Annotated in this window: 17 protein-coding genes; 7 read left to right on the top strand and 10 right to left on the bottom strand. The window is 57.7% G+C overall.

All coding sequences use genetic code 11. The features are described from left to right. The first annotated feature begins 9 nt into the window (after positions 1 to 9). The 3 genes from glgC to glgP all read left to right on the top strand — a co-directional run bounded on the left by glgC (position 10) and on the right by glgP (position 5,387). The gene (gene glgC, locus NYE85_RS03625; RefSeq protein ID WP_259002991.1) at positions 10 to 1,287 is read left to right on the top strand and encodes a glucose-1-phosphate adenylyltransferase; all 1,278 of its coding nucleotides are present in this window, start codon (positions 10 to 12) and stop codon (positions 1,285 to 1,287) included. An 87-nt stretch (positions 1,288 to 1,374) separates the two neighbouring features. Further along, on the top strand, positions 1,375 to 2,808 hold the full coding sequence (glgA, locus tag NYE85_RS03620; protein WP_259002990.1) for a glycogen synthase GlgA: 1,434 nt from the start codon (positions 1,375 to 1,377) through the stop codon (positions 2,806 to 2,808). Positions 2,809 to 2,939: 131 nt separating this feature from the next. Continuing rightward, positions 2,940 to 5,387 carry a glycogen phosphorylase gene (glgP, locus tag NYE85_RS03615; RefSeq protein WP_259002989.1) on the top strand — a complete coding sequence of 816 codons (2,448 nt, stop codon included), beginning with the start codon at positions 2,940 to 2,942 and terminating at the stop codon, positions 5,385 to 5,387. 51 nt (positions 5,388 to 5,438) lie between these two features. Here glgP and glpD read toward each other — a convergent pair whose 3' ends face one another. The 5 genes from glpD to malT form a co-directional block, all read right to left on the bottom strand. Then, on the bottom strand, positions 5,439 to 6,947 hold the full coding sequence (gene glpD / locus NYE85_RS03610) for a glycerol-3-phosphate dehydrogenase (protein ID WP_259002988.1): 1,509 nt from the start codon (positions 6,945 to 6,947) through the stop codon (positions 5,439 to 5,441). A gap of 210 nt (positions 6,948 to 7,157) precedes the next feature. Then, the gene (locus NYE85_RS03605; RefSeq protein ID WP_004956373.1) at positions 7,158 to 7,916 is read right to left on the bottom strand and encodes a DeoR/GlpR family transcriptional regulator; all 759 of its coding nucleotides are present in this window, start codon (positions 7,914 to 7,916) and stop codon (positions 7,158 to 7,160) included. Between the two features lie 28 nt (positions 7,917 to 7,944). Further along, on the bottom strand, positions 7,945 to 8,781 hold the full coding sequence (glpG, locus tag NYE85_RS03600; protein WP_259002987.1) for a rhomboid family intramembrane serine protease GlpG: 837 nt from the start codon (positions 8,779 to 8,781) through the stop codon (positions 7,945 to 7,947). 387 nt (positions 8,782 to 9,168) lie between these two features. Beyond that, positions 9,169 to 9,495 (bottom strand): thiosulfate sulfurtransferase GlpE, encoded by a 327-nt coding sequence (gene glpE, locus NYE85_RS03595; RefSeq protein ID WP_259002986.1) that lies wholly within the window; start codon positions 9,493 to 9,495, stop codon positions 9,169 to 9,171. A gap of 119 nt (positions 9,496 to 9,614) precedes the next feature. Next, entirely contained in the window at positions 9,615 to 12,329 is a 2,715-nt protein-coding gene (gene malT / locus NYE85_RS03590; protein ID WP_259002985.1) for an HTH-type transcriptional regulator MalT, read from the bottom strand. A 520-nt stretch (positions 12,330 to 12,849) separates the two neighbouring features. Between malT and malP the strand changes: the two genes are divergently transcribed. Both malP and malQ read left to right on the top strand, forming a co-directional pair. Next, positions 12,850 to 15,255, top strand: coding sequence for a maltodextrin phosphorylase (malP, locus tag NYE85_RS03585; protein ID WP_259002984.1), 2,406 nt, complete (start codon positions 12,850 to 12,852; stop codon positions 15,253 to 15,255). Positions 15,256 to 15,264: 9 nt separating this feature from the next. Then, entirely contained in the window at positions 15,265 to 17,352 is a 2,088-nt protein-coding gene (malQ, locus tag NYE85_RS03580) for a 4-alpha-glucanotransferase (protein ID WP_259002982.1), read from the top strand. Positions 17,353 to 17,396: 44 nt separating this feature from the next. Here malQ and nfuA read toward each other — a convergent pair whose 3' ends face one another. Together nfuA and gntX are read right to left on the bottom strand one after the other, a co-directional pair. After that, positions 17,397 to 17,972, bottom strand: a complete 576-nt coding sequence (gene nfuA / locus NYE85_RS03575) for a Fe-S biogenesis protein NfuA (protein ID WP_259002980.1) — start codon at positions 17,970 to 17,972, stop codon at positions 17,397 to 17,399. Between the two features lie 58 nt (positions 17,973 to 18,030). Then, positions 18,031 to 18,714 (bottom strand): DNA utilization protein GntX, encoded by a 684-nt coding sequence (gene gntX / locus NYE85_RS03570; RefSeq protein ID WP_259002978.1) that lies wholly within the window; start codon positions 18,712 to 18,714, stop codon positions 18,031 to 18,033. 38 nt (positions 18,715 to 18,752) lie between these two features. Here gntX and bioH point away from each other — a divergent pair, with 38 nt between their 5' ends. After that, positions 18,753 to 19,535 carry a pimeloyl-ACP methyl ester esterase BioH gene (gene bioH, locus NYE85_RS03565; protein WP_259002977.1) on the top strand — a complete coding sequence of 261 codons (783 nt, stop codon included), beginning with the start codon at positions 18,753 to 18,755 and terminating at the stop codon, positions 19,533 to 19,535. 256 nt (positions 19,536 to 19,791) lie between these two features. Continuing rightward, entirely contained in the window at positions 19,792 to 20,073 is a 282-nt protein-coding gene (locus NYE85_RS03560; protein WP_259002976.1) for a YdgH/BhsA/McbA-like domain containing protein, read from the top strand. Between the two features lie 101 nt (positions 20,074 to 20,174). Here the strand turns inward: NYE85_RS03560 and NYE85_RS03555 are convergent, their stop codons facing one another. The 3 genes from NYE85_RS03555 to feoA all read right to left on the bottom strand — a co-directional run bounded on the left by NYE85_RS03555 (position 20,175) and on the right by feoA (position 23,032). Beyond that, positions 20,175 to 20,414, bottom strand: coding sequence for a FeoC-like transcriptional regulator (locus NYE85_RS03555; protein ID WP_259002975.1), 240 nt, complete (start codon positions 20,412 to 20,414; stop codon positions 20,175 to 20,177). Next, on the bottom strand, positions 20,414 to 22,729 hold the full coding sequence (gene feoB / locus NYE85_RS03550) for a Fe(2+) transporter permease subunit FeoB (protein ID WP_259002974.1): 2,316 nt from the start codon (positions 22,727 to 22,729) through the stop codon (positions 20,414 to 20,416). The genes NYE85_RS03555 and feoB overlap by 1 nt, the downstream gene beginning before the upstream one ends. Positions 22,730 to 22,807: 78 nt before the next feature. Further along, positions 22,808 to 23,032, bottom strand: a complete 225-nt coding sequence (gene feoA / locus NYE85_RS03545) for a ferrous iron transporter A (RefSeq protein WP_259002973.1) — start codon at positions 23,030 to 23,032, stop codon at positions 22,808 to 22,810. Positions 23,033 to 23,039 lie beyond the last annotated feature (7 nt).

The following is a 23,039-nucleotide window of genomic DNA, read 5'->3' as shown; positions in this document are numbered from 1 at the left end:
GAGTCAATCATGGTTAGATTTGAAAACAAAGACCCTTTGATGTTGGCGCGGCAACTGCCGATCAAATCCGTTGCCCTGATTCTGGCCGGTGGCCGCGGCTCACGCCTGAAAGATTTAACCTCGACCCGTGCCAAGCCTGCGGTGCACTTTGGCGGCAAGTTTCGCATTATCGATTTCGCGCTGTCCAACTGCCTGAATTCGGGCATCCGACGTATTGGGGTGATCACCCAATATCAGTCCCACACCCTGGTGCAGCACATTCAGCGCGGCTGGTCGTTCCTCAATGAGGAAATGAACGAGTTTGTCGATCTGTTGCCGGCCCAGCAGCGGCTTAGCACCGAACACTGGTACAAGGGCACCGCCGACGCGGTGTACCAGAACCTGGATATCATCCGCCGTTACGATGCGGAATACGTGGTGATTCTGGCCGGCGATCATATCTACAAGATGGATTATTCGCGCATGCTGATCGACCACGTCGAAAAGGGTGCGCAGTGTACCGTAGCCTGCCTACCGGTGCCGTTGCAGCAAGCCAGTGAATTCGGCGTGATGAAAGTGGATGAGCACGACCGGGTGCTGGAGTTCCTGGAAAAGCCACAGCAACCGCCGGCGATGCCGGACAACCCGGATATGGCGCTCGCCAGCATGGGTATTTATATCTTTAATGCGGATTATCTGTTCACCCTGTTGGAAGAGGACATGTCGACACCGGGTTCCAGCCATGACTTCGGCAAGGATCTGATCCCCAAGATTACCGCGCAACACGCCGCCTGGGCTCATCCCTTCACGCTGTCCTGCGTGACCTCCAATCCGGATCTGCCGCCGTATTGGCGTGACGTCGGCACGTTGGAAGCCTACTGGCGCGCCAACCTGGACTTGGCGTCGGTGACGCCGGAGCTGGATATGTATGACCGCGCCTGGCCGATTCGCACGCACATGGAACCGCTGCCGCCGGCCAAGTTCGTGCAGGATCGCTCCGGTAGCCATGGCATGACCATGAACTCGCTGGTCTCCGGCGGGTGCATCGTTTCCGGTTCGGTGGTGGTGCATTCGGTGTTGTTCCCTCGAGTACGGGTGAACTCCTTTTGTACCATCGATTCCACCGTGTTGTTGCCGGACGTCAACGTCGGCCGCTCTTGCCGCCTGCGGCGTTGCATCATCGATCGTGCCTGCCAGATCCCGGAAGGGATGGTGATTGGCGAGAATGCCGATGAGGACAGCAAGCGTTTCTACCGTTCCGAAGGCGGCATCGTGCTGGTCACGCGCGACATGCTGTCGAAATTATAGCGGATCGCCTTTGACCCCGTGGGCGCGCAGCTCGTGCCCTTACGTGTCTCCCAGTGCCCGCTAGCGGGCCGAATTTCAGGAGTAGCGATGCAGGTATTACACGTATGTTCTGAGATGTTCCCACTGCTTAAAACCGGCGGGCTCGCAGACGTGGTTGGCGCGCTGCCGGCGGCGCAGATTGATGCCGGCGCCGATGTGCGGGTGTTATTACCCGCTTTCCCCGATCTGCGTAACGGCATTGCCGAAACCGTACTGGTGGCGGAAATCGACTCGTTCGCCGGCCGCGTCGGGCTGCGCTATGGTACCTATCATGGCGTTGGCATCTATCTGATTGATGCGCCCTGGCTTTACGATCGCCCTGGCAGTCCGTACCACGACCAGTCGATGTATGCCTATCCCGATAATCACCGCCGCTTTGCGCTGCTCGGCTGGATGGCCTGCGAACTGGCCAAGGGGCTGGATCGCTATTGGCGACCGACGCTGGTGCATGCACACGACTGGCACGCCGGGCTGACCTGTGCCTATCTGGCGGCAAACGGCCACCCGGCGCGTTCGGTGTTTACCGTGCACAACCTGGCCTATCAGGGCATGTTTTCCGCACATCACGTTACTGAGCTGTGGCTTCCCCAGTCGTTTTATGACATCTACGGCCTCGAGTTTCACGGGCAGATGTCCTACCTGAAGGCCGGATTGTTCTATGCCGATCATATTACTGCCGTCAGTCCGACCTATGCGCGCGAAATCACCCGGCCGGAGTTCGGCTATGGTATGGAAGGGCTATTGCAGGAACGGCAGCGTCAGGGGCGGTTAAGCGGCATTCTGAACGGCGTCGACGAAAAAATCTGGGATCCGGCCAACGACGCACGACTCAGGGCGCGTTATGACGCCGACGATCTGAAAGAAAAAGTGAAAAATAAACTGCATCTGCAAAAGGCCATGGGGTTGAAGGTGGATGAGTCGGCACCGGTATTTGCGGTGGTCAGTCGGCTGACCAGCCAGAAAGGACTGGATCTGGTGCTGGAAGCATTGCCGGCGTTGCTGGAACAGGGCGGACAACTGGCGCTGCTCGGTGCCGGCGATGCGGTGTTGCAGCAGGCGTTTCTGGCGGCCGCTGCCGACTATCCAGAGCAGGTTGGGGTGCAAATCGGCTATCACGAAGCGTTCTCGCACCGCATTATTGGCGGGGCTGATGTCATTATGGTGCCGAGCCGGTTTGAACCCTGCGGCCTGACGCAGCTGTATGGCCTGAAGTACGGCACGCTGCCGCTGGTACGCCGCACTGGCGGGCTGGCGGACACGGTGGTGGACTGCGCGCTGGAAAATCTGGCCGACGGTACCGCCAGCGGATTCGTATTCGATGACTGTGACGCCGTTGCGCTGGGCAATGCCATTCGGCGCGCCATGGTGTTGTGGAGCCGCCAGAAACACTGGCGTCACGTGCAGCGCCATGCCATGAGTCTCGACTTTGGCTGGCAGGTAGCGGCAAAGGAATACCTGTCGCTGTATCGCCGGCTGCTTTGAGGCGGCCCCTGCGTCCCAGGCGCTTGCCGTGCGGCCGGCATTTACCGACTCACGGCGTTGCCGTCTGGGTGTAACACCCATCCAGTAGGGTATATCCATGCTGGTTGTAATCACGCACTCGGGATTGAAAAATGACTTCACCGTTTAGCTACACCTCACCCACGGTCAGTGTCGAAGCGCTGAAACATTCCATTGCCTATAAGCTGATGTTTATCATCGGCAAAGATCCGGCCATTGCTACCCAGCATGACTGGCTCAACGCCGCCCTGTTCGCGGTGCGCGATCGCATGGTGGAACGCTGGCTGCGCTCCAATCGCGCCCAGTTGTCGCAGGATGTGCGGCAGGTCTATTACCTGTCGATGGAGTTTCTGCTTGGGCGCACTCTGTCGAATGCCCTGCTGTCGATGGGCATTTATCAGGATTTGCAGGACGCGTTGGAAGAGATGGGCCTCAGCCTTGGCGAACTGCTGGAGGAAGAGAACGACCCGGGGCTCGGCAACGGCGGGTTGGGGCGGCTAGCCGCCTGTTTCCTGGATTCGCTGGCAACGCTGGCGTTGCCGGGGCGCGGTTATGGCATCCGCTACGAATACGGTATGTTCAAGCAGAACATCGTGGACGGTCAGCAGATGGAATCACCCGACTATTGGCTGGAATATGGTAATCCGTGGGAGTTCCCGCGCCATAACACCCGTTACAAAGTGCGTTTTGGCGGGCGTGTCCAGCAGGAGGGCGCGAAAACCCGCTGGGTGGAAACCGAAGAGGTACTGGCGATCGCCTACGATCAGGTGATCCCCGGGTTTGACACCGACGCCACCAATACCCTGCGGCTGTGGAGCGCGCAGGCGAGTAACGAAATCAACCTGGGCAAGTTTAACCAGGGAGATTATTTCGCTGCGGTAGAAGATAAAAACCATTCTGAAAACGTTTCGCGGGTGCTGTATCCGGATGACTCGACCTATTCGGGGCGTGAACTGCGGTTGCGGCAGGAGTATTTCCTGGTATCGGCGACGGTGCAGGATATCCTCAATCGCCATTGGGCGATGCATAAGACCTTTGATAATCTGGCAGACAAAATCGCCATTCACCTCAACGATACCCACCCGGTGTTGTCGATCCCGGAACTGATGCGCGTGTTGATCGACGAGCATAAATTCAACTGGCTAGACGCCTGGGGGGTGGTGGAAAAAGTGTTTTCCTACACCAACCACACGCTGATGAGCGAAGCGCTGGAAACCTGGCCGGTGGAGATGATCGGCAAGATCCTGCCGCGTCATCTGCAGCTGATCTTCGAAATCAACGATCATTTCCTCAAGTATGTGCAACAGGAAGCGCCAGGTGACAACGATCTGCTGGCGCGTCTGTCGATCATCGACGAACAGCACGGCCGCAAAGTGCGCATGGCGTGGCTGGCGGTGGTGGTCAGTCACAAGGTGAATGGCGTTTCTGCGCTGCACTCCGAACTGATGGTGCAATCGCTGTTTGCCGACTTTGCCCGTATCTTCCCCGATCGCTTTTGTAATAAAACCAACGGCGTTACGCCACGGCGCTGGCTGGGGCTGGCCAATCGCCCACTGTCGGCAGTGCTGGACGATGCCATTGGCCATACCTGGCGCACCGATCTCAGCCAGTTGAGCGAGATTAAACCCAACGTCGATTACCCCAGTTTTCTGTTGGCGGTGCGGGAGGCCAAGCAGCAAAACAAACAGCGGCTGGCGGCTTACATCGCCCGCAAGCTGAACGTGGTGGTCAACCCGGATGCGTTGTTTGATGTGCAGATCAAGCGCATCCATGAATACAAACGGCAACTATTGAACGTGTTGCACGTTATCACTCGCTATAACCGGCTGCTGCAGGATCCGGAAACCGAACGCGTACCACGCGTGGTGATTTTTGCCGGCAAGGCGGCCTCGGCCTACTACGCCGCCAAGCAGATTATTCGCTTGATCAATGACGTGGCAAAGGTGATCAACAACGATCCGCGGGTGCACGATCGGCTGAAAGTAGTGTTTATTCCCAATTATGGCGTCAGCCTGGCGCAGATGATCATTCCGGCAGCGGATCTGTCCGAACAGATCTCGCTGGCCGGCACCGAGGCCTCCGGCACCAGTAACATGAAATTTGCCCTCAACGGCGCGCTGACCATTGGCACGCTGGACGGTGCCAACGTTGAAATGCGCGAGCATGTCGGCGAAGACAATATCTTTATCTTTGGCAACACCGCCGAACAGGTAGAGCAGCTGCGGCGTAACGGTTACAACCCGCACCAGTATTATGAGCAGGACACCGAACTGCACCAGGCGCTGACGCAGATCGCGACCGGTGCCTTCAGCCCGCAGGAGCCCAAGCGCTACAGTAACCTATTCGACTCGTTGGTGAATCTCGGCGATCACTATCAGCTGTTGGCGGATTATCGTAGCTATGTTGACACGCAGGATCGGGTTGACGAGCTGTATCGCCAACAGGATGAGTGGACGCGGCGGGCGGTGCTGAACATTGCCAATATGGGCTATTTTTCGTCCGATCGCACCATTCAGGAATACGCCGACGAGATCTGGCACATCAAGCCGGTGAAGCTATAGTAAAAGGGCCGGAGTATCCGGCCCTGATTTCACGGGGTGAGTGCGCTGTCGTTACGAGGCCAGCGACAGCGTTTTCGTTTTCGCGTGTTGCGCCAGCCAGGCTTTGACGCGCGCCTGTTGCGCTTCATCCAGCCACATGCCGAGTTTGGTGCGACGCCAGATGGCATCGTCCAGCTCAACCACCCACTCTTTTTCTACCAGATAGCGCAGTTCGGCCTGGTACAAGCCGTGGCCGAAATCTTCGCCCAGGTCTGTCAGACCGTTGGCGCCGTCCAGGATCAGTTCGCTGTGGCTGCCATAGGTGCGCGCGTAACGTCGAGCCAGCGATTCTGGCAGCCAGGCGTGTTCGCGTCGCAGTTTGGCCGCGTAACCGTCGCGATCGCCGCCGATGTCGCCACCCGGCAATGCGCCGTTTTTGGTCCACGCCGGACCGGCACCCGGATAGTAACGGGCCAGTTTTTCCATCGCGTGTTCTGCCAGCTTGCGGTAGGTGGTCAGCTTACCGCCGAACACTGACAGCAGCGGCGCCTGGCCAGCATCATCATGCACGTCCAGGGTGTAATCGCGCGTGACCGCCTGCGGCGAGTCGGACTCGTCATCGCACAGCGGTCGTACGCCGGAGTAGGTCCAGACGATATCATCGCGTGCCAGCTGCTTTTTGAAGTGATCGTTATACACCTTCAGCAGATAGTCGATTTCATTGTCGTCGATTTTCACGTCTTTCGGATCGCCGTGATATTCCACGTCGGTGGTGCCGATAATTGAAAACTCGTCCAGCCACGGGATGACAAACACGATGCGGTTGTCTTCGTTTTGCAGAATATACGATTGTGGCTGATTATGCGCTTTTGGCACCACGATGTGGCTGCCCTTGATCAGACGGATGCCGTACGGTGATTTCAGCTTCAGGCCGTCGTCAAAGAAGTGTTTCACCCATGGGCCGGTCGCATTCACCAGACCCTTGGCGCGCCAGGTGAAGGTTTTGCCGCTGTCGATATCGGTGGCTTCAACCATCCACAGGCCGTTCTCTCGCCATGCACGGGTCACTTTGGTGCGGGTACGTACTTCGCCGCCGCGTTCCACCACTTCCTGTGCGTTCAGTACCACCAGGCGCGCATCGTCGACCCAGCAGTCAGAATATTCGAAACCGCGCTTCAGTTCCGGCTTAAGTACCGATTCTGGTCCAAATCGCAACCCTTTGCTGCCCGGCAGGCTGGTACGCTTGCCCAGGTGGTCGTACAGGAACAGACCGGTGCGGATCATCCAGGCCGGGCGCAGATGCGGTTGGTGCGGCAGCCGAAAGCGCATCGGGAACGCGATGTGCGGTGCCAGTTTCAACAGCACTTCACGTTCGGCCAGCGCTTCGCTTACCAAACGGAATTCATAGTGTTCCAGATAGCGCAAGCCGCCATGGATCAGCTTGGAGCTGGCGGAAGACGTAGCGCAGGCCAAGTCTTGCGCTTCCAGTAGCAGTACGGACAGCCCGCGCCCGGCAGCATCCGCCGCGATGCCGGCACCGTTGATGCCGCCACCGATAACGATCAAGTCTTTGGTTTCCACGTCACCTTCCTCCAGATGTTCGAAATAGCTCTTTCATGTTCGTTTTCGCTCATGATTGTAATCAAAAACCAACAAACAAGCCAAGCCTTAACCAAACAAAAACATTCTGGCGTGATAGAGGTAACAGTTTGGTGATAATAGTCACAAAAAGTGAAGGGGAATTGGAGCGGCCCTCTCCCGCAGGGAGAGAGGGTTAACAACAGGCGGGGATTAGCACAGTTCGAGTTGGACGTCGTATTGCTCGATGATTTTCATCACGCTCGGCGGTGGCAACTGGTCGGTGAACAGATAGTCGATCAGATTCATGTTGCCGAGATTAACCATCGCGTTGCGGCCGAATTTAGAATGGTCGGTGACCAGCATGACGCAGCGCGAGTTTTCAATAATGGCGCGTTTGGTACGCACTTCGTGATAGTCGAATTCGAGCAGCGAGCCGTCCATATCGATACCGCTGATCCCGAGGATGCCGTAGTCCAGGCGGAACTGGGAGATGAAATCCAGCGTCGCTTCACCCATGATGCCGCCGTCGCGGGTGCGCACTTCACCACCGGCCAGAATCAGCCGAAAATCTTCTTTGGCGGTCAGCAGCGTAGCGACGTTGAGGTTATTGGTAACTACCCGCAGGTTCTTGTGGTTCATCAGCGCGTGGGCCACCGCTTCTGGCGTGGTGCCGATATCAATGAACAGCGTGGCACCATCCGGGATCTGGCTGGCGACGCGTTGGGCGATGCGCGCCTTTTCTTCGGACCACATCACCTTGCGATCGTGGTAAGCGGCGTTCACCGAGCTGGACGGCAGCGCGGCGCCGCCGTGATGGCGCTGAATCTTGTTCTGATCGGCCAGGTCATTCAGATCGCGGCGAATCGTTTGCGGACTGACGTCAAAATGTTCGACCAGTTCTTCCGTGCTGACATATCCCTGTAGTCGCACCAGCTCGATAATTGCGTCATGACGCTGTGTTTGCTTCACGATAATCCCCTATATATGTACCTGGCTGTTATTGTTGGTGGGTGGCGCGATGTCGCGTATCCCAAAATGCCATCAGTAACCCTAACACTAAACCGGCGACGTGTGCCGCGTTAGCGATCGACATTCCTAAAATATCGAAGTAGCCAGCCACCAACCACAGCACGGAAAACGCCATCAGACCGCGTGGCAGCATCAGACCGCGTTCCGGCGCACGCTCGCCGCTGAGCCAGCTGTAACCCATCAGCGCATAAACCACGCCGGACAGGCCACCAAACAGCGCGCCGCTGAACAGTGATTGCGCCCAGCCGCTGAAGAAGGCAGAAACTACCGCCAGCACGAACAGTTTACCGGCGCCGAGGCGTTTTTCCATCGGGCCGCCGAGATACCACCACCACAGCAGGTTGAAGGTAATGTGCAGCAGCGAAAAATGCAGCAAGGCATGGCTGACCCAGCGCCACAGCTGGCTATATTGCTCGCTGTTCTGCGGCCAGGACAGCCAGTACATCACGAGATCGTCGCCCAATACCTGCATCAGCAGGTAGACCAGAATACACAATACCATCACCGTTAACGTCAACGGGCCGGCCTTGCTGCGGATGAGTTGCAGGTAGGAGACGTGTTGGTAAGGCATATTGGCGTCGGTGGTGCCGGTCTGCCAACTGGCGGCCTGATAACGGCGGTTAAGCGGGTCAATCATAAACTGCTGCAGTTCATGCTGTACCTGATCGAGGCGACTGTCGTCGGCCAACCAGATTTCCGCCGCCTCGCCGGTGTTATGCACCTCAAGCGTGATGCCCAGCGTGGCCATGTAATCGACAAAGGCCTGTGCCAGGCGGGGGTTGGATACGGCGATCACTCGAACCATAAATAGGGGGATCCGTGATAAGTAGATGATTTCTGCCGCGGTTTGCATCACCACTGGCAATCGACGGCTGATTATAACGTCGAAGCCCCAGGCGTTGGCAATGCTTTAACCTTCGGTAACGCATTGTGCGTTAACGGGAGAGGGCAATCGATGGATGTGGGGCTGTGGCAAAGGAAAGGGCGCAGTCGTGCCCCGAATATGCGGGATAAAGCCAGTGGCTAGATAGCGTGCGATTGGCGGCACGCTGGCCCTGCTGCTGATAAATTGGCCGGGGGAAAGTTGCCTTACCCCCTGGAGTGGCCCATCAGCTGGGATCCTCAGATGTATCCCATTAACGCGTGGGGGACACCAGCCGGTAGCGTTGTCACAACCTCGGAGCGCAGGTGGTTAGGCGGAAGTTTCTACCTCTTGCGGGTACTGGCGCAGCCAGGCCTCAAAGCCGCCGTCGATGCTGTAAACGGAATCAAATCCTTGATTAATAAGATATTGTGCTGCGCTGCGGCTGCTGTTGCCGTGGTAGCACATCACCATTACCGGTCGCTCGAAATCATTCTGTTGCATAAATGCCGATAGGGTCGCGTTGGTAAGATGGTAAGCGCCTGGCGTATGGCCGGCTTCAAAACTCTGTGGATCGCGAATGTCGACCAGCGCCGCACTGCCGTCTTTCCAGCGCGCGTACGCCTGTTCAACATTGATCGCTTCAAACTGTTCCATGACTTCCGACTGCCTTTTAATGGGGGACGCTGCTATTGTATCTAAATCTGCGCCATTTAAGACCAGAGCGTTATTAAGGTTTTATATCCACCGCCGCTCCTCGGCCGACTTGCGGGTTGTCAGGCGCCATAACCCATCATTTTCAGTAACTGCTGGGCCTGCTGCACCGCTTCCTGACGATGGGCCACGCCCAGTTTCTGATACAGGTTGCGGATGTGCGTTTTGATGGTGGTGGCGGCGACCGCCAGTTCACCGGCAATCTGATCGTTACTGTAGCCGGAATAGATCAGCCCCAGCACCTGCCATTCACGCTGGGTCAGTGGGCTGGTGCGGATCAGTTCCGGCACCTGCGGGTGCGTTAACAGCTTATCGACGAAGTTTTCGTCAAAATGCGCGAACTTGTGCCGATGGTGTTGGTTGATATCACGCAGGATACGCTGCGCGCGGTGCTGTTCCAGCTCTGGCAGCGTATTCAGTTGGATCAGTTGGCGCAACTGCTGCGCCATGGCTTCGCCTTCAATCACGAAATGGCTGATAAAGCCGGTGCGATTGGCCAGCGACAGGGCCTCGATCAACACGCGTTGCGCATCGCTTTTGCGCTCCATCTGCCAATAAAGCTGGTTGCTTAGCAACAGGTTGCGATTAAGATCGCTGACCAGCCGCAGTCGACGTGCATTGTCATTCAGTTCGTCCAGCACCACTTCGGCTTCGTCATATTGGCCCAGCAGGATCTGTACGCGGGCGATGTTGCGCCACTGGCCCTGCAGGAAGTGGTTATCCGCCATGCCCGGTTTTTCCGCGTGGCGCAGCCAGTTGGCCGCAGCGGCGGTATCTCCGGTCATCTGCCATAGGATCACCCGTGGCTTATCGGCGTTGGTCAGCCAGTCGCGGTGATATTGAGTGCCATGCAGCAGCGCTTCGCAGCGTTGCAGATGGGCGTGGGCGTTATCCAGATCGCCGCGTGCCAGTGAACATTTCGCCAGCATGGCGATGCACTGCAACTGCTGTTGCGGCTGATAGTTGGCGAGAATCGATAGCCCCTGACGGGCTGCGTCTTCGGCTTCGTCAAGCCGCGACCATGACCATAACACCTGCGCGCGAATGCGCAGCAGGAATTCATGCATCGGCAACTGTTCCAGATGCTGTTCGCGCACCAGTTCGAATGCCTTGTCCTGCGTTTCATAGGCCGCCTGCAAGAAGCCTTGGGCAATCAGGATTTCACTCTGCTGCAGCAGGGCCCACAGCGCGTAATGGAAAGCCTGATGACGGCGCGCCATCTGTTCGGTTTGCTGCATCATTGGCAGCGCGCGTGCCAATTCACCTTTGCAGTGATGAATTTCACCGGTTACCGAGGTGGCGACAATGCGGCTGTAATAGCTCGACAACGGCAGGAACTTCAGCGCTTCGGTTGCCAACCGTTCCGCTTCTTCCGGCTTGCCGGCGTTGATTGCCACCTGCGCGCGCAGCGCGTCGAATTCGGCACGCAGCGTCTGGTCGACGGTGATCTGCCGATCGCGCATGGCCTGTTCGGCGCGCTCAAGCTGGGTATTCACCTCAATGTAACGGTGCTGACTCTGCGCCAGCCAGGCTTGCAGCAGCGCCAGTTTCGGGCTCTGAATCAGCCGATCGTAAGGTAATGCGTTCAGGCACTCTTCCAGTAACGCCAGTTCGCTGCGATGGAACAGCGCCCAGGCGTGTTGTAACAGAATGTCGCGCAGCATGCTGACGTCGCTGGCCGCCAGCGCATGGTGGATAGCTTCGGCCGGATAACCGAGCGCCAGCCAGCCTTCGGCGGCGGCACGATGCAGCCCCGGTAGCTCTAGTGCCAGTTCCCACTGGCAACGCTGCCGCAAAAAGGTGGCAAACAGCGGATGGAAGCAGAACCATTCGCCGGTATCATCCATGCGATGGATAAACATTCCCTGGCGTTCCAGCTCCTCCAGTCGCTGCTGGCCGTTGTCTTCGCCGGTCAGGCGTACAATCAGCGCGTCGTTCATTGAGCGCAACACCGAACAGCGCAGCAGGAAGGCGCGCGCTTCGGCGTCCACGCGATCAAGCACCTCATCGACCAGATAGTCCGACAGGTGGCTGGCATTCAGCCCGGCCAGTCGCTTGGCGGACTGGTGCGCGGAGGAGCTGGACTGGCGTGCGGAAAGCGCGATCAGTTGTAATGCGGTGGCCCAGCCTTCGACCTCGTCACACAGTCGGCTGCTGTCATGCTGTTCCAGTGGTGCGCTAAGGCGGCAGTCAAAGAACTGTTTGGCTTCCTGATGGGTAAATGCCAGCAGCGGCGTGCCGAGCTCCAGCAGTTGATCGCGCACGCGCAGGTTGGCAATTCCGAGCGGTGGCAGGGTGCGTGACAGCAGGATCAGCGACAGGTTTTCCGGCTGATGGCGCAGGAAAAAGCGCATCGCTTCGTGGATGACGTCATTGGTGATCAGGTGATAGTCATCAATCACCAGGTACAGCGGCTGGTGCCATTCGGCCAGTTCGATAAACACCTGACCAAACAGCGCCGACAAACTGGCGTATTGATGTTTTTGGCTCAGCGCTTCGCTTTTGACGCAGTGTCCACCGGACGCCTGCTGCAAGGCGGCAATCAGGTAGCTGGCGAAACGCTCCGGCTGGTTGTCACTTTCGTCCAGGGAATACCAGCCGAGATCCGCCTTGCCGGCCGCCCATTGGGCAATTAACGTGGTTTTCCCATAACCTGCCGGGCAATTGACCAACGTCAGGCGATAGTTCGCCGCACCGCTCAGCTTGGCCAACAGACGATCGCGTACCACGGTATTTTGCAGCCGTACCGGGCGGCTCAATTTTGATGGGATCAGCATAGTATTCCAGAGTCAATGCGCGGTTCCCGCCGCCGAAACCAGCCCGCAGGCAGCGTTGCTTTTTACCTGTCGGGAACGGGGCGAGATTAATTATTTCAGGGTTCGTAATTAATCACCCCGTTTAACTTCTGACAACGCCAGACGTATTGCAACAAGCTTACGCTTTCGCTTGGCGGTAAGTTGCAGTCGATCACACTTTTTTACATATCGGTGGCGTTATGGCGTTCGGTGTAAATCGACCGGCAAAAATACCGTTCTGTGTTAATCGCCTGGCAAGTTAAATGATGTGCCGTTTCGGGAAGGGGGCTAAAGCGACTACACTTTGATCGCCGGTGGCGATATAGACGTTTTAGGGCTGTCTCATTGCTTGCTGAGGGGTAAAAAGTGCCTGAGATCACACTTCTGACTACGCCCCAACTCTCCTCCCCAGCTAATCCCCAGGCGGGATGATGCCCTGTCGCGTTCCTCCCGGCAGGATAGCGAAAAATTGGCACACTTCTACAGAGCAGAGAGTTCTCTTATGTCACAGTCTACGCTTAAAAAGGACGTTTTCCTGGCAGCATTGACCCGCCAGTGGCAGCAATTCGGCCTGAGTTCCGCCCAGCAGATGACCCAGCAGCAGTGGTGGCAAGCGGTCAGCCGCGCGCTGGCCGAACAGTTGGCGGCGCAGCCGGCACCGCGCAGCAAGGCCACATCAATGCGCCATGTGAATTATATTTCGATGGAATTTCTGATTGGACGTCTGACCGCCAACAATCTGATCAACCTGGGCTGGTATGACACGGTGGCCGGGGCGCTGGCGGAGCAGGGTGTACAGCTGGCCGACCTGCTTGAACAAGAGACCGATCCGGCATTGGGCAACGGTGGGCTGGGGCGTTTGGCTGCCTGCTTCCTCGATTCAATGGCGACGGTAGAACAGCCGGCGACCGGCTATGGTCTGAATTATCAATACGGCCTGTTCCGCCAGTCCTTCCAGGACGGTAAGCAGCAGGAAGCGCCGGATGACTGGCAGCGCGAGCGTTACCCGTGGTTCCAGCATAACTCTGCACTGGCAGTGGATGTCGGCGTCGGCGGCAAGCTGGAAAAACTGGCCGATGGCCGCGAACTGTGGCATCCGGCGCTGACCCTGCGCGGCGAAGCCTGGGACCTGCCGGTTCTCGGTTATCGCAACGGCGTCAGCCAGCCGCTGCGCCTGTGGCAGGCGAGCCACCCGCATCCGTTCGACCTGGGCGACTTTAACGACGGCAAGTTCCTGCAAGCGGAAAAACAGGGCTGCGAGGCGGCCAAGCTGACCAAGGTGCTGTACCCGAATGACAACCATCAGGCCGGCAAACGCCTGCGTTTGATGCAGCAGTACTTCCAGTGCGCCTGTTCGGTGGCAGATATTCTGCGCCGGCATCATCAGGCCGGGCGAAAAATCGAAGATTTGCCGAAATACGAAGTGATTCAGCTGAATGATACCCACCCCACTATCGCCATCCCGGAAATGCTGCGTATCCTGCTGGATGAACACCAGATGACATGGGATGCCGCCTGGGCGATCACCAGCAACACCTTTGCCTATACCAACCATACCCTGATGCCGGAAGCGCTTGAATGCTGGGATGAAAAGCTGGTACGCAGCCTGTTGCCACGCCATTTTTCGATCATCAAGCAGATCAATGCCAATTTCAAGAAACTGGTCGCCAAACACTGGCCGGGTGATGACGCGGTGTGGGCCAAGCTGGCAGTGCATCACAACAAACAGGTGCGGATGGCGAACCTGTGCGTGGTCAGCGGTTTTGCGGTAAACGGTGTCGCACAGCTGCACTCGGATCTGGTGGTGAAGGATTTATTCCCGGAATACTACCAGCTGTGGCCAAACAAGTTTCATAACGTCACCAACGGCATTACGCCACGCCGCTGGCTGAAGCAGTGCAACCCCGCACTGTCGGGGCTGATTGACGATACCCTGAAGGTTGAGTGGGCAAACGATCTGGACGCGTTGAAAGGGTTGGAAAAATACGCCGACGACGCGGCGTTCCGGCAAAAATACCGGCAGATCAAGCGTGATAACAAAGTGGCACTGGCAAACTACGTGCACGGTGTGATGGGTTTGACGCTCAACCCGGACGCCATTTTTGATGTGCAGATCAAACGCCTGCATGAATACAAGCGTCAGCACCTCAACCTGCTGCACATCCTGTCGCTGTATCGCCAATTGCGCGATGAGCCGAACCTGGACATGGTGCCGCGCGTATTCCTGTTTGGCGCCAAGGCAGCGCCGGGCTACTATCTGGCCAAGAACATTATTTATGCGATCAACCAGGCCGCCGAGAAGATCAACAACGATCCGCTGGTCAAGGATCGTTTGAAGGTGGCGTTCATTCCTGATTATCGCGTTTCGGTAGCGGAACTGATGATCCCGGCGGCCGACATCTCCGAGCAGATTTCTACCGCCGGTAAAGAGGCTTCCGGCACCGGCAACATGAAGCTGGCGCTGAACGGCGCGTTGACGGTCGGCACGCTGGACGGCGCCAACGTGGAGATCGCCGAGCAGGTTGGCGAAGACAATATTTTCATTTTCGGCAATACGGTCGAACAGGTGAAGGCGCTGTTGGCACAAGGCTATAACCCGCTGAGCTACCGTAAAAAAGACAAGCATCTGAAGACGATACTCGATGAACTGGCCAGCGGTGCATTCAGCCATGGCGACAAGAAGGCGTTCGACATGATGCTGCACAGTCTGCTGGAAGGCGGCGATCCGTATCTGGTGCTGGCGGACTTCGCCTCGTATTGCCAGGCGCAGCGGCGGGTTGATGAACTCTACCGCGATAGTGATGAATGGACGCGTCGCGCCATTTTGAATACCGCGCGTGTGGGGATGTTCAGCTCGGATCGTTCGATTCGCGATTATCAGCAGCGAATCTGGCAAGCCAAGCGTTAAGGAGAGCGAATGGAGCGCAAACGGATCGATCAGGCTGCGGCCCAGGCGGGCATTGCCGCCGATTATATCAATGCACATGGTACGCGGCAGGCGATTGCGCAGGAAACCAAGCGCAAGCTGCTGGATGCCATGAGCCGTACCGTGGTGCCGGTGGTTGATGCGCCGCTGCCGGTAGTGAAAGTGTTTTATCAGGGTAATCCTATCGTACTGCCCCTGGCCGGCAGCGGCGAATACCACTGGGAGCTGATACGCGAAGACGGTAGCCGTTTGCAGGGGCGCGCCAGCGCGCGTAAGACGTTGACGTTACCAGGGGGAGAACTGCCAACGGGCTATCACCAACTGACGTTGAGCCAGGGAGAAAAGGCCTGGCCCTGCCGTCTGATTGTCGCTCCCAAACGCTGTTATGAACCTGATGCGCTGCTGACGGGAAAGAAGCTGTGGGGGGCCTGCGTGCAGCTTTACACGCTGCGTTCCGATCGTAACTGGGGCATAGGCGATTTTGGCGACTTGCGCCGCATGGTGAACGAAGTGGGCGAACGCGGCGGGGCGTTTGTCGGCTTGAACCCGATTCATGCGCTTTATCCGGCCTGCCCGGAAAGTGCCAGCCCGTACAGCCCGTCATCGCGGCGCTGGCTGAATGTGCTGTATATCGATGTCAACGTGGTTGAGGATTTCCAACGCAGCGCCGCAGCACAGCAATGGTGGCAGAGCGCCTCGACCCAGCAGCAACTGGCGACAGCCCGCGCCAGTGACTGGGTAGATTACGCCACGGTCACCCGATTGAAATTGGCGGCGTTGAAACTGGCCTTCCCGCTGTTCCAGGCGCGTAACGCCGCAGATCCACAGAAACAGGCGTTTGAGAGATTTGTTGCCGAAGGAGGCAGCAGCCTGTACCAGCAGGCGTCGTTTGACGCACTGCATGCCCATCTTTGTCAACAGGACAGCGGCCTGTGGGGCTGGCCCGCCTGGCCGGAACGTTATCGGCAGGGTAACGGCGAAGCCGTGGCGCAGTTCTGCCAGCAGCATCAGGATGAAGTGAGTTTTTACCTGTGGCTGCAATGGCTTGCCGCCAGTCAGTTTGCCGAATGCTTCGAACAGAGCCGGCAACAGCGGATGCCGATTGGCCTGTATCGTGATTTGGCGGTTGGCGTGGCGGAAGGGGGAGCGGAAACCTGGTGCGAACGCGAACTGTATTGTCTGCAAGTATCGGTTGGTGCTCCACCGGACATTCTTGGCCCGCTGGGGCAAAACTGGGGCTTACCGCCGATGGATCCGCACGTGATGGCGGCGCGTGGCTATCAGCCGTTTATCGATTTACTGCGCGCCAACATGACCAGCTGCGGCGCGCTGCGCATCGATCACGTCATGGCGCTGTTACGCTTATGGTGGATCCCGTACGGCGAAACCGCCGATCGGGGCGCTTACGTGCAATACCCGGTAGATGACCTGCTGGCGGTATTGGCTTTGGAAAGTCAGCGCCATCGCTGCATGGTTATCGGCGAGGATTTAGGCACCGTGCCGGTAGAAATCGTTGGCAAACTGCGCGACAGCGGGGTGTACTCTTACAAGGTCTTGTACTTTGAGCGCGATGGCGAAAACCGGTTCCGTGCGCCGCAGACTTATCCGATGCAGGCAATGGCCACCATAACCACCCATGACTTGCCGACCCTGCGCGGTTATTGGCAGAGCGGGGATTTACGGTTGGGCGCTTCGCTGGGGCTGTATCCGGACGCCGATATCCTGACCGAGCTGTACGCCGATCGTGAACGTGCCAAACAGGGTCTGCTGGACGGGTTGCATCACTATGGCTGCGTGCCGCAGAAGGTCGGTAAGAAAGCGGCGTTGCTGGCCATGAGTCCGTTGTTGAATCGTGGCCTGCAGCGCTACGTGGCGGACAGCGCCAGTGCGTTACTGGGTCTGCAACCGGAAGACTGGCTGGACATGGCGGACCCGGTAAATATCCCCGGTACCAGTACGCAATACCCTAACTGGCGGCGCAAACTCAGCCATACGCTGGAGGAGATGTTTGCCGATAGGCAGGTGAATCGCCTGTTAAAGGATTTGGACAAGCGACGCAGGAAAGTCTCGGTAGGCTAGCGGATCGGGCTCCCTCTGGCGGGCAGGGGGAGCCGGTTGGCGCATCAGTAATATGAATGTTCGCCGCGTTGGTGCTCGGTCAAATCGCGCACGCCTTTCAGTTCCGGGAATTTTTGCAGCAGTTCTTTCTCGATGCCTTCCTTCAGGGTTACATCGACCATTGAACAGCCGTTGCAGCCACCGCCGAATTGCAGGATCGCCAGACCGTCTTCGGTAATTTCCATCAGGGTGACGCGGCCGCCATGGCCAGCCAACTGTGGATTGATCTGCGATTGCAGCACATATTCCACGCGCTCCATCAGCGGGGCGTTCTCGTCCACTTTACGCATTTTGGCGTTTGGGGCCTTCAGCGTCAGCTGGGAACCCAGCTGATCGGTCACGAAGTCGATTTCGGCGTCTTCCAGATACGGCGCGCTCAGCTCGTCAACGTAGGCCGACAGTTTGTCGAACTTCAGTTCGGTGTCGGTGGCTTCTACGGCGTCCGGCGGGCAATAAGAGACACCGCATTCGGCGGTAGGGGTACCCGGATTAATCACGAATACGCGGATTTGGGTGCCTTCCTCTTGGTTTGCCAGCAGTTTGGCAAAGTGTTCCTGTGCAGCATCTGTTATACGAATCATAGCATTAGCTCAATAGTTGACTTCTATAGTAGGTTATAATACGCCCATTGCCGGAGTACTACAATGTGCGGCAAATACACCATATCTGCAACGACGCCACGCCCTGCGCCTGTAACAGGGTAGCGATCGCCGCCACCGTACTGCCGGTGGTGAGCACATCGTCCAGCAAGGCGACGTGCTTGCCGGCCAGATCCTCGTGGCAGCGAAAGGCGGCGCGCAGATTGCGCCGGCGGAGATGTGCGCTCAGCTGCCGCTGTGGCGCGGTGGATCGCACACGCTCCAGCGCCGCCGGTCGATATTCGCAGCCCAGCCAGCGTGCCAGCGGCCGGGCCAGTAAATCGCCTTGATTATACCCGCGACGCCAGCAGCGTCGATGATGTAAGGGTACCGCCAAAATCACCTCCGGTCTGTTCAGATATTGCTCTCGGTGCGCTTGCAGCCAGCGCAACAACAATAATCGAGCCAGCACCGGCGCCAGTTCGGGCGCACGGCGGAATTTGAAACGACCAATCAACTGGCGGTACGGACTGGCATAATCGCCGGCAAACACCAATGCGTGCCACGGTGGCGGCGTTAGCAAACAGCGGCCGCAGGGCAGCCGGGCGTCGCCGGACGGCAAACCGCAACGGGGGCAGCAGAGCGGAATACGCGGCAACTGGCGTTGGCAACAGCTGCAAATCCCCTGTTTCGCCAGACGCAAGGGTTGTCGGCATAGCCAACAACGGCTGTGGATTGCTAGCATAGTGGTCCTCCATGACGGGTCAACAAGGACAATAACTGATGAGTGCGCTGTACTGGAAAACAATGGGTGAAGGCGATCGCGATCTTGTGCTGCTGCACGGATGGGGGCTGAATGCCGAGGTCTGGGGTTGCACGCTGGCGCGATTGGCGCCGCATTTTCGCCTGCACCTGTTGGATCTGCCGGGGTACGGCCGTAGCCAGGGGTACGGTGCGCTGACGCTGGAGCAGATGGCCGAGATCGTCCTGGAACAGGCGCCGGCCAAGGCCTGGTGGCTGGGCTGGTCGCTCGGCGGGCTGGTGGCCAGCCAGATTGCCTTGACGCAGCCTCAGCGGACTTGCGGTCTGATCGGCGTCGCCTCGTCGCCCTGTTTCCACGCCGAGGATGGTTGGCCAGGCATTCGTCCAAACGTGTTGAGTGGCTTCCAGCAGCAGCTTAGTCAAGACTTTCAGCGCACGGTGGAGCGTTTTCTGACATTGCAAACGCTAGGTACCGCCAGCGCCCGGCAGGACGCCAGAACATTGAAGGCGGTGGTGCTCAATCAGCCGATGCCCAGCGTTGAGGTGCTCAACGGCGGATTGGAAATGCTGCGTACGGTCGATTTACGTCGTGCCATGACCACACTGGCGCCGACACTGCCGCTGCTGCGCATTTATGGCTACCTTGATGGTCTGGTGCCGCGCAAGGTAGCAGCGCTGGTGGATGAGCTGGTGCCGGCCAGCAGGTCGGTGATTATCGACAAGGCCGCCCATGCGCCGTTTATTTCTCATCCTGATGAATTTGCCGATACCATCAAACAATTTGTCGATAACTCAGCGAATTGACCCAGCGCAAAACTGTGTAAAAAAAACTGCCGATGGGTGGATAAAAGCCAAACCTGTTCGATACTTAATGAGTAAATACGTGGGGTGCAGAATGAAAAGACCGTATCCCGGTCTTTTCACTTTGGCGTTCCGTCTCTGGGATGAGCCTCGTCAGGGAAAGCAACGAGGTTCATGGATAGCGCAGCAACCTGAAACTACGCGTATTTAATCTTGACGGCTTTCATAACATATAAATTATCCATTGCGAGGTTGAGTCATGAAATCATTGAAGATGATCGTTGCAGCGTTAGTTGTCGGTTCCGTTTCTTTTGGCACGATGGCGGCAACGGAATTAACCAAAGAAGATTTGGCAAAAGATCCGGGCAAATACGAGAAAGTCGGCACGGTGAGCACCACGGCAGAAACCACGTCACCGATGGATGCCAAAAAGGAACTGTCCAAACTGGCCGATGAAAAAGGCGGGCAGTATTACCTGGTTATCGCCGGTCGCGAGCACGGCAAATTCAGTGCTACCGCTGAAGTGTATAAAGACAAGTAACAAGGCTGATAAAAGAGGCGCTGAACGGCGCCTCTGATTTTATGCGGCTTCCACGCCCCCCACGCCAGCAGCCATGCAGCGGTTTTCTGGCCGGCACGTATTCACTGCTTCAATCGATACAGCACGGTATTGCACTTATGGCTTTCCGGGCAATGTCTGCAACTACCGCTCAGGCAGGCGCTGTCGTTTTGTTCAATGCACTCTATTTTTCCCATTGCGGCCAATCGTTCCAGCATCGCCTGCACCAGCGGCAACGGCGTCGCCAACTGACGGCTAAGCTGCTGCGCCTGCAGGCTGCCGTTCAGCGCCAGCGCATCACGCACCTGCAACAGGCTGGCCATCAGTGACACTCTCCCTGCGGGCTTTGGCAGCAGCCGGTCGGCGTAGCGCGATGCAGGCGCACCGTGACGCGGTTGCGCGCCTTACGCAGCCCCAACAGAACCAGAGCGTTAAACACCAGAACTACCAGGATGCAGATCAGGCTGTACTGCGGATGTTGCTGGAAGGTGACGGCCTGATAAAACAGCGTGGCCAGCGAGTAGGCGACGTTCAGCCCCCACAGTATCGAAAATGTCATCCAGCCACGGCTGGATTCGCGGGCAATGGCACCCATCACCGATACGCACGGCACATACAACAGCACGAAGATCAGGTAACTGTAGGCGGAAATGGAGGTGCCGAACTTGCTGCTCATGGTGCCCATCGAACTGGCGTTCATTTCGCCATCACCCTTGCTGGCTTCGATCGGGTTGGACAGGACGCTCAGGCTGAACGTGTCTTTCAGACCTTGCCAGGTCTCGTGCACCGCGTCGCCCAGCGCTGCCGGCAGGTTGAATTCGGCGGCGTCAAAAGGCGCATTGGCGATCTGTTCGGCGGTGTAAAGGGTATTCAGCGTGCCAACCACCACTTCTTTTGCCATCGCGCCGGTGACCAGGCCGACGGTCGCCTGCCAGTTGTCGGCGTGGACGCCCATCGGTTGTAGCAACGGCGTCAGCAGTTTGCTGACCGAGGCCAGCGCCGAGTCGTTGATGCTGTCTACCGGTTTGCCGCTGAAGGAGAAGCTGTTCAGCCCACCAATAAAGATGCTGGCAATGACGATCACCTTGCCGGCGCGCAGCACAAAGCCTTTTAGCCGCTGCCAGGTTTGCAGCAGCAGGCTTTTCAGGTGCGGCACATGGTATACCGGCAATTCCATCACGAACGGCGAGGCTTCACCGCGCATGATGGTGTACTTCAGCACCAGTCCGGTCAGAATGGCGACCACGATACCGAGCATATACAGCGAGAACACTACGCCTGCGCCATCCTGACCAAAGAAGGCGGCGGCGAACACGGCGAAGATCGCCAACCGCGCGCCACAGGACATAAACGGTGCCATCATGATGGTGATCAGCCGTTCACGCTGTGCGTCCAGGGTGCGCGCGCCCATGATTGAGGGTACGTTGCAGCCAAAGCCGACGATCAAGGGGACGAAGGATTTGCCAGGCAGGCCAAGTGCCTGCATCAGGCGATCCATCACAAACGCCGCCCGTGCCATATAACCGGAATCTTCCAGGAACGACAGGAACAGGTACATCATGCCGATCTGCGGCACCAGTGGCAGTACCGTGTTGATACCGCCGCCGACGCCCTGCGCCAGGAAAATAGTCAGCCACTGCGGGAAGTGCAGGGTATAGCCGAGCCACTGGATGCCTTGAATGAAGATCGCGGCGGAACCGAGATCAAAAATCGGTTGCAGCGCGCCGCCGATGTTGATGGCCAGCAGGAACATCAGATACATCACCAACAGGAAGATCGGCACCCCCAGCCAGCGATTGAGGATCACGCTATCTAGGATCGCCGTCAGCCGGTTCGGTTGCGCCTGCTGCGCGTTGCTGGCGTCGGCACAGATGGTGGCGATTGACCGATAGCGCGCATCGGCAATCACCAGCGCCGGGTCTTCCTGCCGTTGCTGTTCCAGCGCCGCTTTGGCCGCCGGCAACAGGGGGACGGCGTCGCCCGCCAACTGGTGGCTATAGATATCGCCTTCGAGCATTTGCAGCGCCAGCCAGCGGCGCTGTTCGCACGGCAGGCTGGCGGGCATCGCGGTGCTGAGCGTGTCGACTTCCTCGAGCAGTAAAGGCGGGTAGTCCACCAACGCGGTCAATTGGTTGGTTTGATGATTATCAATCATCTGTTTCAGCACGCCGATCCCGTCCGCCTTGGTCGACACCATCGGCACTACCGGGCAGCCGAGGCGTGCCGACAGGGTGGCAATGTCGATCTGGATATGCTGGCTGTGGGCGATATCCAGCATGTTCAGTGCGACAATGCACGGGATGCCGAGCTCGAGTAGCTGCAGCGTCAGGTAGAGGTTGCGTTCAAGGTTCGAAGCGTCGATCACGTTGATCAACATATCGGCATCGCCGCTGAGGATATAATGGCAGGCGATTTGTTCGTCTAGCGAGGTTTGTTCTGAAATGGTGGTCAAGGAATAGGTGCCGGGCAGATCCACCAGCGTGACCTGCGCCTGCGGCGTAGTGAAATGCCCCTCTTTACGTTCAACCGTGACGCCTGCCCAGTTGCCGACGCGCTGACGTGCCCCGGTGAGCTGATTGAACAGGGTGGTTTTCCCCGAATTTGGATTACCTATTAAGCCAATCGTTAATTTTTTCATAATTCAACATGAGTTCAATAGAGTACATCGGCACCACGCAACGCAGCGCGGCAAAGGCCCTGGGTGGACGGCGCAGGTTTACGGCTGGCCTTCCAACGCGATCAGGGCGATATCTTTTTTACGCAGCACCAGACTGACGCGCTGGGTTTTTATTTCTATCGGGTCGCCGAATGGAGCTATGCGTATGACTTCAAACGACGCTCCCGGCAGCATGCCAAGCGACAGCAGTTTCTGGCGATAGGCAGGGCTGATATCTCTGGCGAAGCCGGTAATTTTATAAGACTGTTTAGGCAGAAGATGCATATTACCT

This window comes from Serratia sp. AKBS12, assembly GCF_024793895.1.
Lineage (GTDB): Bacteria > Pseudomonadota > Gammaproteobacteria > Enterobacterales > Enterobacteriaceae > Serratia_F.
This window is presented reverse-complemented; position numbering and strand designations above follow the sequence as displayed.

Bases quoted from the DNA above. Each gene is read 5' to 3' on its own strand.
- glgC (WP_259002991.1), top strand. From the start codon at position 10: ATGGTTAGATTTGAAAACAAAGACCCTTTGATGTTGGCGCGGCAACTG.
- glgA (WP_259002990.1), top strand. From the start codon at position 1,375: ATGCAGGTATTACACGTATGTTCTGAGATGTTCCCACTGCTTAAAACC.
- glgP (WP_259002989.1), top strand. From the start codon at position 2,940: ATGACTTCACCGTTTAGCTACACCTCACCCACGGTCAGTGTCGAAGCG.
- glpG (WP_259002987.1), bottom strand. From the start codon at position 8,781: ATGGTTCGAGTGATCGCCGTATCCAACCCCCGCCTGGCACAGGCCTTT.
- glpE (WP_259002986.1), bottom strand. From the start codon at position 9,495: ATGGAACAGTTTGAAGCGATCAATGTTGAACAGGCGTACGCGCGCTGG.
- malT (WP_259002985.1), bottom strand. From the start codon at position 12,329: ATGCTGATCCCATCAAAATTGAGCCGCCCGGTACGGCTGCAAAATACC.
- malP (WP_259002984.1), top strand. From the start codon at position 12,850: ATGTCACAGTCTACGCTTAAAAAGGACGTTTTCCTGGCAGCATTGACC.
- malQ (WP_259002982.1), top strand. From the start codon at position 15,265: ATGGAGCGCAAACGGATCGATCAGGCTGCGGCCCAGGCGGGCATTGCC.
- nfuA (WP_259002980.1), bottom strand. From the start codon at position 17,972: ATGATTCGTATAACAGATGCTGCACAGGAACACTTTGCCAAACTGCTG.
- gntX (WP_259002978.1), bottom strand. From the start codon at position 18,714: ATGCTAGCAATCCACAGCCGTTGTTGGCTATGCCGACAACCCTTGCGT.
- bioH (WP_259002977.1), top strand. From the start codon at position 18,753: ATGAGTGCGCTGTACTGGAAAACAATGGGTGAAGGCGATCGCGATCTT.
- NYE85_RS03560 (WP_259002976.1), top strand. From the start codon at position 19,792: ATGAAATCATTGAAGATGATCGTTGCAGCGTTAGTTGTCGGTTCCGTT.
- NYE85_RS03555 (WP_259002975.1), bottom strand. From the start codon at position 20,414: ATGGCCAGCCTGTTGCAGGTGCGTGATGCGCTGGCGCTGAACGGCAGC.
- feoB (WP_259002974.1), bottom strand. From the start codon at position 22,729: ATGAAAAAATTAACGATTGGCTTAATAGGTAATCCAAATTCGGGGAAA.
- feoA (WP_259002973.1), bottom strand. From the start codon at position 23,032: ATGCATCTTCTGCCTAAACAGTCTTATAAAATTACCGGCTTCGCCAGA.